The sequence below is a fragment of the Kitasatospora sp. NPDC097643 genome (assembly GCF_040302625.1).
Lineage (GTDB): Bacteria > Actinomycetota > Actinomycetes > Streptomycetales > Streptomycetaceae > Kitasatospora.
Genome location: NZ_JBEOSA010000001.1, coordinates 342,245 through 358,040 on the forward strand (window position 1 = coordinate 342,245; position 15,796 = coordinate 358,040).

Sequence of the window (15,796 nt, forward strand, 5' to 3'; positions counted from 1 at the left end):
CGACGGGGCCTGAGCGCCTTCGGGCCTACTTCTTGCCCTGGTTCTTGACCGCCTCGATGGCGGCGGCGGCGGCCTCGGCGTCGAGGTAGCGGCCGCCGTTGGCGACGGGCTTGAAGTCGGCGTCCAGCTCGTACACCAGCGGGATGCCGGTCGGGATGTTCAGGCCGGCGATGTCCGCGTCGGAGATGCCGTCGAGGTGCTTGACCAGCGCGCGCAGGCTGTTGCCGTGGGCGGTGACCAGGACGGTCCTGCCGGCGGCGAGGTCCGGGACGATGGCGTCGTACCAGTACGGGAGCATCCGCTCGACGACGTCCTTCAGGCACTCGGTGCGCGGGCGCAGCTCGCTCGGGATCTCGGCGTAGCGGGCGTCACCGGCCTGCGAGTACTCGTTGTCGTCGGCCAGCACCGGCGGCGGGGTGTCGTAGGAGCGGCGCCACAGCTGGAACTGCTCCTCGCCGAACTCGGCCAGGGTCTGGGCCTTGTCCTTGCCCTGGAGCGCACCGTAGTGCCGCTCGTTCAGGCGCCAGCTGCGACTGACCGGGATCCAGTGGCGGTCGGCCTTGTCCAGAGCGATCTGCGAGGTGCGGATCGCGCGGCGCAGCAGCGAGGTGTGCACCACGTCGGGGAGCAGGCCCTCGGCGGCCAGGAGCTCGCCACCGCGGGCGGCCTCCTTCTCGCCCTTCTCGTTGAGGTCGACGTCGACCCAACCGGTGAACAGGTTCTTCTGGTTCCACTGGCTCTCGCCGTGGCGGAGGAGGATGAGTCGGTACGTCGTGTCAGCCATGCGCCCCAGCTTAGTGGAGGCCCGAAAAACCCCTGGTGGGGACCTTGGATCCGTGTGTAATGTGTGCAGCGTCGATCTGACACTTACAGGCGTCGGCTGGCCGGTCGCCCGCGCACCGCTCAGCGGACGCCCGCCCAGGGAGCCCCCACATGCCCGTACACGTGCTCGCCAGTCCCCGGTTCCGAAGCGTGGTGCGGGAGACGGTGGGCGGGCTGCCGCGGCAGTTCTGGTGGCTCTGGGTCTCGACGCTGATCAACCGGCTCGGTGCCTTCGTGGTCACCTTCCTGGCGCTCTACCTCACCGTCGACCGGGGCTACTCCACCACCTACGCGGGCCTGGTGGCCTCCCTGTTCGGCCTCGGCGCGGCGGCCGCGTCGCTCGTCGCCGGCACCCTGACCGACCGGGTCGGACGCCGGCCGACCCTGCTGCTCGCCCAGCTCGGCACGGCCGTGTTCACCGCCGTGCTCGGCTTCACGGACGGCCAGGTGGCGATCGCCGTGGTCGGTTTCCTGGTCGGCTTCTGCAACAACGCCACCCGGCCCGCCACCTCGGCGATCATCGCGGACATCGTCCCGGCCGAGGACCGGGTCCGCGCCTTCTCGCTGAACTTCTGGGCGGTCAACCTGGGCTTCGGCCTCTCCTCGGCCGTCGCCGGGCTGATCGCCGTGCACGGCTACCTCACGCTGTTCCTGCTGGACGCCGCCACCACGCTGGTCTGCGCGGTGGTGATCTTCATCAGGATCCCCGAGACCAGGCCGGACATCCCGGCGCGGCAGGCCGAGGAGCCGGCGGTCGGTCTCGGCACGGTGTTCCGGGACCGCCGCTTCATGACGGTGACCGGGCTGAACCTGCTGCTCGCCGTGGTCCTCCAGCAGGGCTCCACCACGCTCCCGATGGACATGGGCCGCTCCGGCATCACCCCCACCGAGTACGGCCTGGTCATCGGCCTGAACGGGGTGCTGATCGTGCTGCTCCAGATCCCGGTCACCCGGTGGATCGAGGGCCGCGACCGGACGGCGATGCTGGCGGCGGCCGCGCTGCTGATCGGCTGGGGCTTCGGGCTGACCGCGCTGGCCGGCTCGTCCGCGTGGTTCTTCGCGCTCACCGTGGCGGTCTGGACGGTCGGCGAGATCTTCCACACGCCGACCATGATGGGCGTGGTCGCCGAACTGGCGCCGGCCCACGCCCGCGGCCGCTACCAGGGCGTCTTCTCGCTCTCCTGGTCGCTCGCCTCGTTCATCGGCCCGGGCGTCGGCGGCGTGCTGCTCGGGCAGGGCGGCTGGCTGCTCTGGGGCGCCTGCGGGGCGCTCGGCACGGTCGTGGCGACGGGGTTCACGGTGCTGCGGCGGCGGACCGCGGTCACCGGTGCCGCAGGCATCGAGCGCATCAGGGTGGTGGCGGGCGCCGAGGCGTCGGCGGCCACGCCGACCGCACCCGCCGAGGCACCCGCCGAGGCCGGGAAGGCTTCGACGGGCGGCTGAGGGCGGGCGGCTGAGGAGCGGCTGAGGGGCAGGTGCCGGCGGGCGTTCAGTCGGCCGTCGGCGCGGCCAGGTGGGCGAAGGCGGCCAGGTTGCGGGTGGACTCCCCGCGCTTGGTGCGCCACTCCCACTCCCGCCGGATCGCCGAGGCGAAGCCCAGCTCCAGCAGGGTGTTGAACGGCTCGTCGGCGCTCTCCAGCACCGTGCCGAGCAGCCGGTCCACGGCGTCCGGGGTGAGCGCCTCCAGCGGCAGCCGACCGGCGAGGTAGACGTCGCCGAGCGGGTCGATCGCGTACGCGACGCCGTACAGCCGGGTGTTGCGCTCCAGCAGCCAGCGGTAGACGGCCTCGTGGTTCTCGTCCGGGCGGCGGATCACGAAGGCGTTCACCGACAGGGTGTGGTCGCCGACCCGCAGTGCGCAGGTGGTGCTGAGCTTCCGGGTGCCCGGGAGGGTCGCCACCAGCGTGTACGGGTCGGTGGCGGCCGGCTCCCAGGCCACCCCGGCGTCGTCCAGGGCGGTGCGCAGGAGGGTCAGGGCCTCGTCCTTGGTGCGGATTGCCATGGGGGTGACGTTACTCGGCAGTACCGGGGAGGCGCAGCCGAGCCGGTCCGACGGCGGGGCCGCAGCAGCGCAGCAGGCCCGCAGGGTGCAGGCCCGCAGGCGCGGCGGGGCCGGCGGCCGTCAGGCGAGCCGCCGCCGGGCGACGGCCAGCCGGCCGGCCGGGCGGGCCAGGCTGCCGGCGTACACCTCGGCGGTGGTGGCCGCGGCGGCGTCCCAGCCGAAGCCGGCCGCGTGCCGTGCCGCCGCCTCGCCGCGCCGGCCGACCAGGCCGGGGTCGGTGACGTACGGCTCCAACGCGTGCGACCAGTCCACCGGGTCGTGACCGCTCACCAGCGTGCCGGTCTCGCCGTCCCGCACCGCGACCGGCAGCCCGCCGACCGCGGCCGCCACCACCGGGGTGCCGCAGGCCTGCGCCTCCAGTGCGACCAGCCCGAAGGACTCGCTGTACGAGGGCATCACCAGGGCCGTCGCCGCGCGGTACCAGTCCGCGAGCAGGGCCTGGCCGACCGGCGGGTGGAACCGCACCACGTCGCCGATGCCCAGCTGGGCGGCGAGCTTGTGCAGGCTCTCCGGCCGGGCCAGCCCGGTGCCGGACGGGCCGCCGACCACCGGCACCACCAGGTGCTCGCGCAGCCCGGGGCGGCGCGCCAGCAGTTCGGCGACCGCCCGCAGCAGCACGTCCGGCGCCTTCAGCGGCTGGATGCGCCCGGCGAAGAGCAGCACCGCGGCGTCCTGCGGCAGGCCCAGCCGGGCCCGGGCGGCGGCCCGCGCCTGCGGCCCGCCGGGGCGGAAGACGTCCAGGTTGACCCCGGGGTGGACGACGGCCAGCTGGTCCGGCCGGGCGGCGTAGTGCCGCGCCAGCTCGTCGGCCTCCTCGGTGGTGTTGGCGATCAGCCGGTCGGCGGCCTCCACCACCTGGGTCTCACCGATCACCCGGGCCGCGGGCTCGGGCGTGTCGCCCTCGGCCAGCGCGGCGTTCTTGACCTTCGCCATGGTGTGCATGGTGTGCACCAGCGGCACCCCCCAACGCTGCGCGGCCAGCCAGCCGACCTGCCCGGAGAGCCAGTAGTGCGAGTGCACCAGGTCGTAGTGGCCGGGGCGGTGGCCCGCCTCGGTCCGCAGCACCCCGTGGGTGAAGGCGCACAGCTGGGCCGGCAGGTCCTCCTTGAGCAGGCCCTCGTAGGGCCCGGCGGTGACGTGCCGGACCAGGACGCCCGGGGCCAGCTCGACGGTGGGGGCGTCGTCCGAGCAGATCGACCGGGTGAACACCTCGACCTCGATGTTGAGCGCGGCGAGGCGCTTGGCCAGCTCCACGATGTAGACGTTCATCCCGCCGGCGTCCCCGGTGCCGGGCTGGTGCAGCGGCGAGGTGTGGACGCTGAGCATGGCTATCCGGCGCGGGCGGCGGCGGCCCGACACCAGCGACTGGAGCCGGCCGCGCGCGGGTGGGGCCGGCTGGGCACGGCGTACCGACCGGACGGGGTGCTGGATCACCTGGCTGAAGCCTCCTCTGTGCTGCCCGTCTCCGGCGGTCCGCGCGTACGGGCCGCCCGCTGTCCGGTGTGCGCTGACCCGTCCGGGCACACATCACCACCAGTGTGCCAACCACCTTGGCGGCGTCCGGCATTCCCGATCCGGCCCGCGAGCCTGTCGAACCGGCATCGCCGCAGGTCACGGCGGTGCCGTCGACTCCCCCGCTACCCTTCTGGGCATGGCCACCTCCTTCGACCCTTCGACCGCGCCCGCCCGCGGGCGGACCGGACGGCCGGTGGGGACGGTCACCCGGGGCACCACCAACACCAACCGGCTGCGGCGGATGGACCGCTGGATCGCGCACACCCTCGGCCGCACGCTGTACACCGCCGAGCGACCGCCGGTCGCGGTCGACCTCGGGTACGGCGCGGCGCCCTGGACGGCCGTCGAGCTGGCCGGACGGCTGCGCACGGTGCGGCCGGACGTCCGGGTGGTGGGGATCGAGATCGAACCGGAGCGGGTCGCGGCCGCGCTGCCGTACGCCGAGCCGCCGCTGCTCACCTTCCGGCGCGGCGGCTTCGAGGTACCGCTGGACGGCGGCGCGCCGGCCCAGTTGATCCGGGCCGCGAACGTGCTGCGGCAGTACGAGGAGTCGGCGGTGGCCGGGGTGTGGGAGCGGCTGTGCGCCCGGCTCGCCCCGGACGGGCTGCTGGTCGAGGGGACCTGCGACGAGATCGGGCGGCGGCACGTCTGGGTCGCGCTCGGCCCGGAGGGGCCCCGGACGGTGACCTTCGCGGCCCGGCTGGGCGGTCTCGGGCTCCCCTCCGACCTGGCCGAACGCCTGCCCAAGGCGCTGATCCACCACAACGTGCCGGGCCGGCCGGTGCACGCCTTCCTGGCCGACTTCGACCGGGCCTGGGCGGCGGCCGCGCCGTACGGGGCGTTCGGGGCGCGGCAGCGCTGGGTCGCGGCCTGCACGGCGCTGGCCGGCAGCTGGCCGCTGGTGGACGCACGCGGCCGGTGGCGGCAGGGCGAGGTCACGGTGCCCTGGTCGGCGCTCGCGCCGTAGCGCGCGGGTGCTCGGGCCGACGGCTCGCGGGCGCCCGGGCCTGCGGCTTTCGGGAGCTGGTGAGCGACCCGCCGCATTCACTCGAACGAGTTATCGAATACCTCTGGCGTGTTGACGCCCCACCACGCCACGATGGACGCCGTCGACGGCGCCACCACCGCCGCCCGACGCTCGCCCTGCCCGTACTCGCCCCACCGGCTCAGCCGTCACTCCCCTGCCCGAGCAGCTCCCGCAACACCCGTTCGAACACCCCGTACATCTCCGCCCCGAACAGCACGAACCGCACCTCCGCCAGCTCCGCGCCCGCCTCCGCCTCGCCGCCGGCCAGCACCCCGGCGACGGTGCCGAGCGCGATCCGGGCCGCGTCCGCCGGCGGCCAGCCGAAGATCCCGGCCGACACCGCCGGGAAGGCCACCGTGCGGGCGCCGAGCTCCGCCGCCGCCCGCAGCGACTCGCGATAGCAGGAGGCCAGCAGCTCCGCCCGCTCCACGTACTCCTCCGCCAGAAACACCGGCCCGACGGTGTGCACCACCCACCGGGCCGGCAGCCGTCCGGCCGTCGTCGCCACCGCGCGCCCGGTGGGCAGCCCCTTGCCCCAGTGCGAGGCGCGCAGCCGACGGCACTCCTCCAGGATCTGCGGCCCGCCCCTGCGGTGGATCGCGCCGTCCACCCCGCCGCCGCCCAGCAGAGAGGAGTTCGCGGCGTTCACCACCGCGTCCACCCGCTGTTCCGTGATGTCACCCTCGACCAGGGTGATCCGCGTCACCATTCCGAGCCCCCTTTCCGGGCCTGCCCGGCACCCGCCGGGCCGGGGTCCGAGCCGTCACCCGAGTCCGATCACCACACCGCCGCCGGCACGGCACCAGCCACAACGGCCCGGTCGGCCAGAGAAATCCCCGGAGATCACGTTATGGTCGCGAGAAGTTCCCCGACGCAGGGTGCCAGGCGGGCACTGCGGACGGACGCCGACCGTTACGCACTCGGGGAAAGGGAGGAACCACCGATGCCCGCAACGGGAGACGGGCGGGCACCTGGTGCCGCTGGCCTGCCGGGCGCCCACGCCGGCGCCCCCGTCGGCCGTGCCCGCAACCACCCGACCACCACCGGTCCGATGACGGCCGGCGCGGTGACGGCCGCTCCCCCGATACCTCACCCCCGGTCGCAGGCCCGAAACGTTCCGGCAGCCGGTGAATCGGCCGCCGACCCCGGCGCCGCGCCGCTCAAACTGCTGGTGATCGAGGACGACGCCTCCGACGCCCAGCTCATCAAGGCGGCCGTCGCCGACAGCGGCACCGCGATCGAGGTCCACTGGGCCCGCGGCCTGGACCAGGCCACCGGGCTGCTGGCCCCCGCCCCGCCCGTCACCCGGCGCGGCCGCCCGCGCGGCAGCGAGTTCAGCTGCGTCCTGCTCGACCTCGCCGCCCCCGCCGACCTGCCGCACCCCTCCGACTCCTCGGACGGCCTGGAGGGCCTGCACGAACTGCTCCGGCGGGCCCCGCACACCGCCGTCGTCGTGCTCACCGACGCGGGCGGCGCCGAACTGGGCGCGGCCGCCGTCGCCGCCGGCGCCCAGGACTTCCTGATCAAGAACGAGACGGACGGCCCGCTGCTGGCCCGCGCCCTGCGCTACGCCGTGGAACGCAAGCGCGCCGACGAGTCCCAGCGCCGGCTCGTCGAGGCGGAACTGCGCGGCCAGGAGAACGCCCGCCTCCAGCGCCACCTGCTGCCCACCCCGCTGCTCGACGGCGCCGGCCTCTCCTTCACCCGCCGTTACCGCCCCGGCCGCCGCCGCGCCCTGCTCGGCGGCGACTTCTACGACGCCGTCCGCACCCCCGACGGCACCGTCCACGTCGTCATCGGCGACGTCTGCGGCCACGGGCCCGACGAGGCCGCGCTCGGCGTCGCGCTCCGGATAGCGTGGCGCACCCTCGTCTTCGCGGGCCTCACCGGCGAGGCCCTGCTCACCACCCTCCAGCACGTGCTGGAGCACGAACGCCGCAGCGACGAGATCTTCGCGACGCTCTGCATGCTGGTCATCGAGCCCGGCGGCGAATGCGGCGACCTCGACTCGCTCGGCAGCTGCGAACAGGCCCACCTCTACCTCGCCGGCCACCCGGCGCCGCTGCTGCTCGGCCGGGACCACCAGCCGATCACCCTGCCCGCCGACCTCGCCGGGCCCGCGCTCGGCCTGCTGCCCTGCCACGACGGACAGGCCGCCTGGCCCGCCCACCACGTCGAACTCCAGCCGGGCTGGCGGCTGTTGCTCTACACCGACGGGCTGATCGAAGGCCGGGTCGGGGCCGGCTCCCGCCGCCTCGGGCAGGACGGGCTGGCGGACCTGGTCGGCGACCACCTCGCCGCCGGACTCACCCGCGGCCGGCTGGTCGACAGCGCCATCGCCGAGGTCGAGGAGCTGAACGGCGGCGCGCTGACCGACGACGTCGCGGTGCTGCTGCTGGAGCGCAACCCGGTGCAGCTGATCCTCGGCTGACGTCCCGCCGGGAACAGCAGCCGGGAACGCCGTGGCCCGGACGGGTGAACTCCCCGCCCGGGCCACGGCGTTGTCCGCGTGTGCGACCTACCAGGGGCCGTACGGGCCGGTGTTGCGCCGCCCGCCCCGGCCGCCACCGCCGGTCAACTCCCGGATCGCCGGGCGCACGTCGACCATGTAGACGATCGACGCGACCAGCCCGGCGAGGGTCAGGAAGCCGGTGAAGATGTTCACCCCGAACAGCAGGTCCCAGCCGAACGAGACCGCCAGGAGCGCCAGCCAGAACCCCTTGGTCTTCTTGTCCGCCGCCCGGTACGCGTCCTCGCGACGGGTGGCGGCATCGACCAGGGCGAACAGCTTGAAGCCCAGCATGGCGACGGCCATCCACCAGACCGGGTTCAGATACTCGAAGGCCCGGATCTGATCCACTCCGCCCATCGCGCTCTCCTCTGTCTCTCGGCCGCGTCCATCCTGGCACGGAGGACCGTCCGCTTCGGTGTCAACGTCCCGCGGTCACCGGATGTGCCCCGTTCGGCGGGGTTTCACTCACTCCGCGTGGTCGGCGGCGGTGTTCTTCCGGGCGCGGGAGCTCTTCTTCGGGGCGGGCTCGGCGACTTCGGCGTCCTCCTGGACCAGCTCGGCCTCGGCCGGCTCGTCCGTGAGCTCGGCGGTCCCGGCCGGCGCGGCCGGGCGGGCCCGGTCCACCACGACCTTGCCGCGCTCGGCCAGCTCGTCGTAGGTCTCCTTGGCCTTCACCGCCAACTCGACCGCCCGGCCGACCTGCTGGAGCGCGAAGCCCTGGGCCCGGTCCTGCAACGACTTCAGGTCGACGGGCAGGGTGGTGACGGTGCCGGTGACCTTGGCCTGAGCCTCGGCCAGCTTCGCCTGCGCCTCCTGGAGCCGGGCGGTGGCCTTCTCCTGCGTGCCCTTGCGGTCCGCCGCGAGCGCCTCCACCAGGCCCGGCACCTCGCGCAGCTTCTCGTACGCGAGGTCGCCGGCGCCGGCCAGGGCGTACAGCGGGGTCGGGTCGCTGAGGGTCTTCTTGATGTCGTCGGTGATCGGCATGCTTACCGGTCCTCCCGGTGGGTGTTCTGGGTGGCTGGGCGGTCGGCGGTCGGGTCGGCGGCGGAACCGGCCACCGTGCTCCGCAGGGCGGCGTTCTCCTTGAGGAAGGCGTCGTAGACCGCGAGCAGCGCCTGCTTCTGCTGCTCGTTGATCAGCGGATCGGCCAGGATCGAGGCCCGCAGCTCCAGGCCGTCACCCCGCCGCTCCTCCAGGATCCCGGCCTGGACGTACAGCGTCTCCGCCGAGATCCGCAGCGCCTTCGCGATCTGCTGAAGGATCTCCGCGCTCGGCTTGCGCAACCCTCGCTCGATCTGGCTGAGGTACGGGTTGGACACGCCGGCGGCCTCCGCCAGCTGCCGCAGCGAGTACTGCGCGTTCCGGCGCTGCTCCCGGATGTACTCGCCCAGCGAGCCGACGTTCAGTGAGGCCATACCAGCAGCCTGCAACATCGCGCTTGCAAATGCAAGCAGGGCGCTAGCAGCAGCAAACGCGTCGAGGTCGCGGGCTGGGCACGGTGGGCCAGGTCGGGTCGGGTCGGGGGCGTGGTGGAGCGGTCTGGGGTGGGGCCGGGTGCCGGGGTCAGGAGGTGGTGGCCTCGGTGATGCGGGGCCAGAGGTGGGTGAGGAGGGTGGGGAGGTCGGGGGTGGTGGTGGCGAGGCGGCGGAGGGCGGGGTGGGTGGCGAGGTCGAGGGCGAGGCGGGCGGTCGGCGGGTCGGTGGCCAGGGCGGCGCGGACGGTGCGGTGCCCGGGGCCGGCGACCCGGACGGTGTCGGCGAGGAAGAGCGCGCCGGCGACCACCGCGACCCAGCGTTCCTCGGCCGGGCCGTTCAGCACGGCCGCCGGGTCGCCCCGGTGGCCGACGGCCTCGGCCCACGGGTCGGCGGCCAGGTAGCGGACCGTCCCGACGCCGGCGAAGGAGGCGGCGGCCGTGCACATCGCGCAGGGCCGGTGGCTGCTCCACAGGGTGTGGGTGGCGAGGTCCCACGGGGTGCGGGCGCGGGCGAGTGCGTTGAGTTCGGCGTGCGCGAGCGGGGTGCCCTGGAGCGGGTCGGTGCCGCCCGGGGCGTCGTACACCCGGTTGCGGCCCTCGGCGACGACCGCGCCGTCGGCGTCGGTGAGCACCGCGCCGACCGGCAGGCCGCCGGCGCGCCAGGCCTGGTGGGCGAGTTCCAGGCACCGGCGCGCGGCGGGTGCGAGTGTCGGCCAGACGGCGGCGAAGTCCTCCTCGGTCCCCATGACTTGGAGCCTAGGACCGGCGCGTCGGCCGAATCACTCGGCGGATCACACGAGTTCGGGCACCCGGACCGGCATCAGGATGGAGAAGGTGCCAGCCCGGCCCGGCGTGCGGATCGCCAACGGGGCGATCGGACCTCCGAGTTCGAGCACCAGCTGCTCGGGCCGGCCGGCCCGCAGGGCGTCCAGCAGGAAGTCCCGGTTGACCGCGACCCGCAGGTCGCCGGGCGCGGTGTCGGTGCCGGCCTCGGCGTCGGCCGGGGCGACGGCGAGGCGGCCGTCCGCCGTGAGGGTGAGGACGGTGACGGCGCAGTCGGCGCCGTGCGGGCCGGACGGCAGGGTGCGGACGGCTCCGGTCTCGACGGCGCCGCGCAGGTCGTCGGCGGACAGGTCGATCCGGTGCTGCGGTTCGAGCCGGGTCAGCACCCGGTAGTCGGGGTAGTCGAGGTCCAGCGCGGCGCCCTCGATCCGCAGCCCGCCGGTCTCGGCGCGGACGAGGCCGCCGCCGAAGGTCAGCGCGACCTCGGCCGCGCCGGCGCCGAGCAGCGCCCGCAGCGCGTCCACCAGCGCGGTCGGCACGATCGTGCCGGTGGCCGGCGCGGCAACGGTGGCGGTGGCGGGCAGTTCGGCGAGCGCCATCCGGTAGCGGTCGGTGGCGACCAGGCGCAGCACCGGCCCGTCCAGGTCGAACAGCACCCCGGCGAGGGCCGGGGCCTCCGGGTCGCCGCCGACGGCGAAGCGGACCGCGTCGAGCGCGGCGGCCAGCTCCTCGGCCGGGACGGTGAAACGGAGTTCGGCGGGGGTGACGGTCATCGGGTTCTCCCTCTGGTCGATCAGCACACGGATCAGGGAGAGCTCACGGCGGGCGTCGGCGAGGCCGTCCTCCAGCCGGCGCAGGTGCGCGTCGACCACCTGCCGCGCCCGGTCGGAACCGGGGGCGGCGGCGAGCACGGCGCGGATGTCGGCCAGCGGCAGGCCGACCCGGCGCAGCCGGGCCAGCAGCCGGGCGTCGGCCAGCTGACCGGGCCGGTACCAGCGGTAGCCGGTCTGCGGGTCGACCCAGGCGGGGGCGAGCACCTCGGCGCTGTCGTAGTAGCGCAGGGTGCCGACGCCCAGGCCGCTGGCGCGGGCCAGTTCGCCGATGCTGTGCAGGTCGCTCTCCATGACGTCGACCCTGGGGGCTCGACCAGGTCGAGGGTCAAGCCCCGCCGGTGAGGTGGGTGAGCTTGCGCGGGTTGCGCAGGGCGCGGATCTCGGCGATCCGGACCGTGCCGTCGGGCGCCTCGGCGAACTCGCAGACCACGACCGCGTCGATCCGGCCGTCCAGCAGGGTGAGCAGCCCGGGCTGGCCGTTGACCAGCACCGGGCGGGCGTCGGCGCCCTCGCCCAGCTGGGCGAGCACGCCGAGGACGAAGCGGGCGACCTTGTCGGCGCCGGTGATCGGGCGCAACGCGGAGCGGACCACGCCGCCGCCGTCGTTCCAGGAGACGACGTCGGGGGCGAGCAGTTCGAGCATCCGGTTGAGGTCGCCGCCGACGCAGGCCGCCAGGAACTCGTCGGTGGCCCTGCGACGCAGCTCCGGCGGGGCGTCGTACCGGGGCCGGCCGGCCTGGACGTGCGCCTTGGCCCGGCTGCCGATCTGGCGGCAGGCGGCCTCGCTGCGGTCCAGCGCCTCGGCGATCTCCCGGTACGAGAAGGCGAAGGCCTCCTTGAGCACGAAGACGGCCCGCTCCAGCGGCGAGAGGCTCTCCAGCACCACCAGCAGCGCGACCGACACGGATTCGGCGCGCTCGACGCCGCCGGTGGCGTCCGGCTCGGTGACCAGCGGTTCAGGCAGCCAGGGGCCGACGTAGGACTCGCGGCGGACGACCGCCGAGTCGAGGCGGTTGAGGGCGAGGTTGGTGACCGTACGGGCCAGGTAGCCGCCGGGGCTGGCGACCGGGCCGGTGACCTGGCTCCAGCGCAGCCAGGTGTCCTGGACCAGGTCCTCGGCGTCGGTGACGGTGCCGAGCATCCGGTAGGCGATGCCGAAGATCATCCGACGGTGCTGCTCGAAGTCCGCCAGGCGGGCGTCGGCGAGATCGGTCGGGCCTGGCGTGCTCGTCGGGCCCGGTGCGCTGGGGGTGTCGGTCACCCGGGGGACGTTACCGCACGGTAATCCGGCGCCCCCGGCCGGACACCGGGTCGGCCCGCCGGTCCGCCGGTTCGCCAGTACGCCAGTACGCCAGCCCGTCAGTCGAGGAAGGCGTCGTAGGCGGGGGCGAGCAGGGTGGCGAGGTCACGGCCGCGCACGGTGATGCCGGACCTGCCGAGGCGGCGCAGCGAAGGCTCGTCCGGCTCGTCGTCCGCCCCGCCCCGGTCGGGCGGCGGGGCGGTCGGCAGGGTGAAGTCGCCGCGCCAGTAGGCGGCGACGTTCACCGTCGGGGTGTCGGGCCCGGTCATCCGTCCTCCTCCTCGGCCACCGCGTCCTCGCGGGTGAGGGCGACCAGTTCGCGCAGCGCCTCGACCGGCAGGTCGGTGAGCCAGCGCTCCCCCTCCGTGACCACCGCCTCGGCCAACGACCGCTTGGCGGCGAGGAGTTCGTCGATGCGCTCCTCGACGGTACCGACGCAGACCAGGCGGCGGACCTGGACGTCCCGGCGCTGGCCGATTCGGAACGCACGGTCGGTGGCCTGCTCCTCGACCGCCGGGTTCCACCAACGGTCCAGGTGGATCACCTGGTTGGCGGCGGTCAGGTTGAGCCCGGTGCCGCCGGCCCGGAGCGAGAGCAGGAACACCCGTGGTCCGTCCGGCGACTGGAAGCGCTCGACCAGCTCCTCGCGGCGGGCCCGGGAGAGCCCACCGTGCAGGTACAGCACCTCCTCGCCGAGCCGCCGCTCCAGGTACGGGCGGAGCATCGCGCCGAACTCGGCGTACTGGGTGAAGACCAGGGTCCGGTCACCCTCGGCGAGCGCCTCCTCCAGCAGCTCGGCCAGCCGGGCGACCTTGCCCGAGCGATCACCCAACGCCGTACCGTCGTGGAGCAGTTGGGCCGGATGGTTGCACACCTGCTTGAGCTTGCCGATGGCGGCCAGCACGGTGCCGCGCCGCTCCACGCCCTTGATGCCCTCGACCCGCTGCAACAGGTCGGCCACCACGGCCTGGTAGAGGCCGGCCTGCTCGGCGGTGAGGTTGCACCAGACGGTCATCTCCTGCTTGGCCGGCAGTTCGGCCGCCGTCGTCGGGTCGGACTTGAGCCGGCGCAGCACGAACGGGCCTGTGCGGCGCTGGAGTTCGGCGGTGCGGTCGGGGCTGCGGTGCAGCTCGACCGGGATCGCGTAGCGCTCCTTGAAGCGTTCGGCGGGGCCGAGCAGCCCCGGGTTGGCGAAGTCCAGGATCGCGTGCAGCTCGGAGAGCCGGTTCTCCACCGGGGTGCCGGTCAGCGCGATCCGGTGGACGGTGACGGGCAGCGCACGGAGGGCCCGGGCCTGGGCGGTGCCGGCGTTCTTGACGTGCTGCGCCTCGTCGGCGACCACCCGGCGCCAGCGGACCGCGAGCAGCGCGGCGAGGTCCCGCTGGACCAGCCCGTAGGTGGTGATGACGAGGTCCACTCCCCGTACGGCGTCGGCGAGTTGGTCGGCGCCGAGGCGGCCGGAGCCGTGGTGGACGTACCGACGCAGGCCGGGGGCGAAGCGCTCGGCCTCGCGCTGCCAGTTGCCGACCAGCGACATCGGGCAGACCAGCAGGGTCGGCCCGGACGCCCCCTCGGCCTGTTCGACGGCCAGCAGGGCGAGCGTCTGGACGGTCTTGCCGAGGCCCATGTCGTCGGCCAGCACGGCACCGAGGCCGAGCCCGGCCATCGCCCGCAGCCAGGCCAACCCCCGTTCCTGGTACGGGCGGAGGGTGGCCCGGAAGTCCGACGGCAGGGCGGGCGCGGGGGCCGGGGCGGCGCGCCCGGCGAGCAGTTCGCCGAGCGGGCCGTCCGCGTGGACGCCGGTGACGGGCAGCCCGGCGACGGTCGCCTCGGGGTCGAGAGCCAGCCGCAGCAGGTCGGCGGTGGCCAGCACGCCGTCCCGCCGGGCCGCCAGGAAGGCGAGCGCGGCGGCGATCTGGGCCGGGTCGGCCTCCATCCAGGTGCCCCGCACCCGCACCAACCCCTGTTTGGCGGCGGCCAGTTCGGCCAGTTCCTGCTCGCTGAGCGGCGCGCCGCCCGGTCCGAGCGCGGCCTGCCAGCGGAAGGCGACCACGGCGTCCCGGTCCACCTGGGCGGTGACGGCGAGCGTGCCGGGCGCGGGCGGGGTGGTGACCCGCAGGGCGAGCCCGAGCCGGGGGCGGCGGCGCCACCAGGCCGGCAGCAGCACGCCGAAGCCGCCCTCGGCCAGGGCGGGCGCGGCGGTGCGCAGGAAGTCCAGTGCCCCGGCCCGGTCGAGCCGGAGGGTGGCCGGGCGGGACCGGTGGCGCAGCCCGTCCAGCGCGGGCCAGCGGTGGGCGGCGCGGGCGAGCTCGGCGACCAGGACGTCGGCCGGGTCGTCGGCCTTGCGGGCCAGGGCGGCGAGGGCGGCGCCGCCCTCGTGCAGGTCGGCGGCGCGGACCAGCAGGGAGGGCTCGTCGACGGCCTGGAGCAGGAACTCCAGCTGCCAGGCGTCGTCGGACGGCCGGCCCTCGGGGTCGTCCGGGTCCGGCCCGAGCGGCTCCACCAGGCGGAAGCAGAGCCGCAGGGCGGGTGCGACGGGCTCGGCGGCGGCGTACCAGCCGGCGAGCCGGCGGCGCAGCTCGGCGAACTCCTCGGGCGGGGCGTCGGCGACCCGGCCGTCGGGCATGGCCAGGGCGTGCAGCCAGCGTTCAGCGGTGGCGGTAGGCCCGGAGGCGGCAGGCGCCGAGGCAGCAGGCCCGGAGGCGGCAGGCGGGAGCAGCGGCGGCGCGGCGGCCAGCGCCGCGCGGGCCTCGGCGTCCACCAGCGCGGCGAGCGCCTCGCCCAGCAGCGCCTCGCCGGTGCCGCCGCCGGTCGGCCACTCGCCGAGCAGGACGGGCGGACAGCCCGCGGCCAGGGCGGCGGCCTCGTGGCGGCCGGCCGGGGTGAGGTCCGGCTGCCAGCGGGCGTGCTGGCCGCCGTCCGCCTGGACCGCGACGGGCCGCAGCCGACCCCGGCCGACCGTGCGCCAGGCCAGGTCGTGCACGCCGGTGAGCCAGCGCAGCGAGGGTCCGTGGACGACCTCGACCCGCCCGACGCCCGGCAGGTCGGCGCCGGTCACGGCCCAGTGCGGGTCGAAGACCTCGCCGAGCAGCTGGGCGGCCGCCCCGGCGTCGAAGAGCAGGGCCGGCACCCGCCAGGGCGCCAGGACGGCCCCGCCGCGCGGCGGGTCGACCGGGAGGTCGGGTGAGGGCGCGGGCAACGTACCGACGGTGGGCAGCAGCAGCGTCGCCCAGCGTTCGGGGGCCTGGCCGGCGAGCCAGCCGAGGCCGGGGCCGATGCCGCCGAGCACCACGGCCAGCTCGGCGGCCGGGCAGGCGTAGGGGTGGGCGCGCGGGGACGGCCGGTCGCCCCGGGCGGCCCCGGCCGCGACGGCGGCGGGGTGGGCGCGGGCGTCCTCGGCCCAGAGCGCCAGCCGTCCGCCCGCCTGCCAGAGCGCGTGCAGGACGAACATGCGGGGGCCTCTCCGGG

The 15,796-nt window shown here is 75.3% G+C and carries 15 protein-coding genes; 3 read left to right on the forward strand and 12 right to left on the reverse strand.

Annotated elements, in window-relative coordinates; genetic code table 11:
- Positions 1-25 precede the first annotated feature (25 nt).
- Positions 26-784, reverse strand: a complete 759-nt coding sequence (locus ABTY15_RS01630; RefSeq protein ID WP_350574395.1) for a phosphoglyceromutase — start codon at positions 782-784, stop codon at positions 26-28.
- Between the two features lie 149 nt (positions 785-933).
- Here ABTY15_RS01630 and ABTY15_RS01635 point away from each other — a divergent pair, with 149 nt between their 5' ends.
- Entirely contained in the window at positions 934-2,265 is a 1,332-nt protein-coding gene (locus tag ABTY15_RS01635) for an MDR family MFS transporter (protein ID WP_350574396.1), read from the forward strand.
- 46 nt (positions 2,266-2,311) lie between these two features.
- Here the strand turns inward: ABTY15_RS01635 and ABTY15_RS01640 are convergent, their stop codons facing one another.
- Positions 2,312-2,824, reverse strand: coding sequence for a type III secretion system chaperone family protein (locus ABTY15_RS01640; protein WP_350574398.1), 513 nt, complete (start codon positions 2,822-2,824; stop codon positions 2,312-2,314).
- Positions 2,825-2,944: 120 nt separating this feature from the next.
- Complete coding sequence (gene mshA, locus ABTY15_RS01645) at positions 2,945-4,318, reverse strand: D-inositol-3-phosphate glycosyltransferase (protein ID WP_502893396.1); 1,374 nt, start codon at positions 4,316-4,318, stop codon at positions 2,945-2,947.
- Positions 4,319-4,535: 217 nt separating this feature from the next.
- Here mshA and ABTY15_RS01650 point away from each other — a divergent pair, with 217 nt between their 5' ends.
- Complete coding sequence (locus tag ABTY15_RS01650; protein WP_350574400.1) at positions 4,536-5,366, forward strand: class I SAM-dependent methyltransferase; 831 nt, start codon at positions 4,536-4,538, stop codon at positions 5,364-5,366.
- Between the two features lie 199 nt (positions 5,367-5,565).
- On the opposite strand, the gene ABTY15_RS01655 is transcribed toward ABTY15_RS01650, so the two are convergent.
- Positions 5,566-6,135, reverse strand: a complete 570-nt coding sequence (locus tag ABTY15_RS01655; protein WP_350574402.1) for an O-acetyl-ADP-ribose deacetylase — start codon at positions 6,133-6,135, stop codon at positions 5,566-5,568.
- A 234-nt stretch (positions 6,136-6,369) separates the two neighbouring features.
- Here ABTY15_RS01655 and ABTY15_RS01660 point away from each other — a divergent pair, with 234 nt between their 5' ends.
- Positions 6,370-7,857 (forward strand): PP2C family protein-serine/threonine phosphatase, encoded by a 1,488-nt coding sequence (locus tag ABTY15_RS01660; RefSeq protein WP_350574404.1) that lies wholly within the window; start codon positions 6,370-6,372, stop codon positions 7,855-7,857.
- 87 nt (positions 7,858-7,944) lie between these two features.
- On the opposite strand, the gene ABTY15_RS01665 is transcribed toward ABTY15_RS01660, so the two are convergent.
- The 8 genes from ABTY15_RS01665 to ABTY15_RS01700 all read right to left on the reverse strand — a co-directional run bounded on the left by ABTY15_RS01665 (position 7,945) and on the right by ABTY15_RS01700 (position 15,779).
- Positions 7,945-8,295, reverse strand: coding sequence for a DUF2516 family protein (locus tag ABTY15_RS01665; protein WP_350574406.1), 351 nt, complete (start codon positions 8,293-8,295; stop codon positions 7,945-7,947).
- Between the two features lie 108 nt (positions 8,296-8,403).
- The gene (locus ABTY15_RS01670) at positions 8,404-8,922 is read right to left on the reverse strand and encodes a hypothetical protein (RefSeq protein ID WP_350574408.1); all 519 of its coding nucleotides are present in this window, start codon (positions 8,920-8,922) and stop codon (positions 8,404-8,406) included.
- A 2-nt stretch (positions 8,923-8,924) separates the two neighbouring features.
- The gene (locus tag ABTY15_RS01675) at positions 8,925-9,353 is read right to left on the reverse strand and encodes a helix-turn-helix domain-containing protein (protein WP_350574410.1); all 429 of its coding nucleotides are present in this window, start codon (positions 9,351-9,353) and stop codon (positions 8,925-8,927) included.
- A gap of 148 nt (positions 9,354-9,501) precedes the next feature.
- Positions 9,502-10,158 (reverse strand): nucleoside deaminase, encoded by a 657-nt coding sequence (locus ABTY15_RS01680; RefSeq protein WP_350574412.1) that lies wholly within the window; start codon positions 10,156-10,158, stop codon positions 9,502-9,504.
- A gap of 45 nt (positions 10,159-10,203) precedes the next feature.
- Positions 10,204-11,319, reverse strand: coding sequence for a DNA polymerase III subunit beta family protein (locus ABTY15_RS01685; protein WP_350574413.1), 1,116 nt, complete (start codon positions 11,317-11,319; stop codon positions 10,204-10,206).
- 34 nt (positions 11,320-11,353) lie between these two features.
- On the reverse strand, positions 11,354-12,289 hold the full coding sequence (locus ABTY15_RS01690) for an RNA polymerase sigma-70 factor (protein ID WP_350574415.1): 936 nt from the start codon (positions 12,287-12,289) through the stop codon (positions 11,354-11,356).
- A gap of 98 nt (positions 12,290-12,387) precedes the next feature.
- Positions 12,388-12,597: a hypothetical protein gene (locus ABTY15_RS01695; RefSeq protein WP_350574417.1), complete on the reverse strand. Its 210-nt coding sequence runs from the start codon at positions 12,595-12,597 to the stop codon at positions 12,388-12,390.
- The gene (locus tag ABTY15_RS01700; protein WP_350574419.1) at positions 12,594-15,779 is read right to left on the reverse strand and encodes a DEAD/DEAH box helicase; all 3,186 of its coding nucleotides are present in this window, start codon (positions 15,777-15,779) and stop codon (positions 12,594-12,596) included. Before ABTY15_RS01700 ends, ABTY15_RS01695 begins: the two co-directional genes overlap by 4 nt.
- Between the last annotated feature and the right edge of the window lie 17 nt (positions 15,780-15,796).

What these genes read in the sequence shown, in the direction of transcription:
- ABTY15_RS01650 (WP_350574400.1), top strand. Translation starts at nt 4,536, where the DNA reads ATGGCCACCTCCTTCGACCCTTCGACCGCGCCCGCCCGCGGGCGGACC.
- ABTY15_RS01680 (WP_350574412.1), bottom strand. Translation starts at nt 10,158, where the DNA reads ATGGGGACCGAGGAGGACTTCGCCGCCGTCTGGCCGACACTCGCACCC.
- ABTY15_RS01670 (WP_350574408.1), bottom strand. Translation starts at nt 8,922, where the DNA reads ATGCCGATCACCGACGACATCAAGAAGACCCTCAGCGACCCGACCCCG.
- ABTY15_RS01695 (WP_350574417.1), bottom strand. Translation starts at nt 12,597, where the DNA reads ATGACCGGGCCCGACACCCCGACGGTGAACGTCGCCGCCTACTGGCGC.
- ABTY15_RS01700 (WP_350574419.1), bottom strand. Translation starts at nt 15,779, where the DNA reads ATGTTCGTCCTGCACGCGCTCTGGCAGGCGGGCGGACGGCTGGCGCTC.
- ABTY15_RS01630 (WP_350574395.1), bottom strand. Translation starts at nt 784, where the DNA reads ATGGCTGACACGACGTACCGACTCATCCTCCTCCGCCACGGCGAGAGC.
- ABTY15_RS01640 (WP_350574398.1), bottom strand. Translation starts at nt 2,824, where the DNA reads ATGGCAATCCGCACCAAGGACGAGGCCCTGACCCTCCTGCGCACCGCC.
- ABTY15_RS01665 (WP_350574406.1), bottom strand. Translation starts at nt 8,295, where the DNA reads ATGGGCGGAGTGGATCAGATCCGGGCCTTCGAGTATCTGAACCCGGTC.
- ABTY15_RS01635 (WP_350574396.1), top strand. Translation starts at nt 934, where the DNA reads ATGCCCGTACACGTGCTCGCCAGTCCCCGGTTCCGAAGCGTGGTGCGG.
- ABTY15_RS01660 (WP_350574404.1), top strand. Translation starts at nt 6,370, where the DNA reads ATGCCCGCAACGGGAGACGGGCGGGCACCTGGTGCCGCTGGCCTGCCG.
- ABTY15_RS01675 (WP_350574410.1), bottom strand. Translation starts at nt 9,353, where the DNA reads ATGGCCTCACTGAACGTCGGCTCGCTGGGCGAGTACATCCGGGAGCAG.
- ABTY15_RS01655 (WP_350574402.1), bottom strand. Translation starts at nt 6,135, where the DNA reads ATGGTGACGCGGATCACCCTGGTCGAGGGTGACATCACGGAACAGCGG.
- ABTY15_RS01685 (WP_350574413.1), bottom strand. Translation starts at nt 11,319, where the DNA reads ATGGAGAGCGACCTGCACAGCATCGGCGAACTGGCCCGCGCCAGCGGC.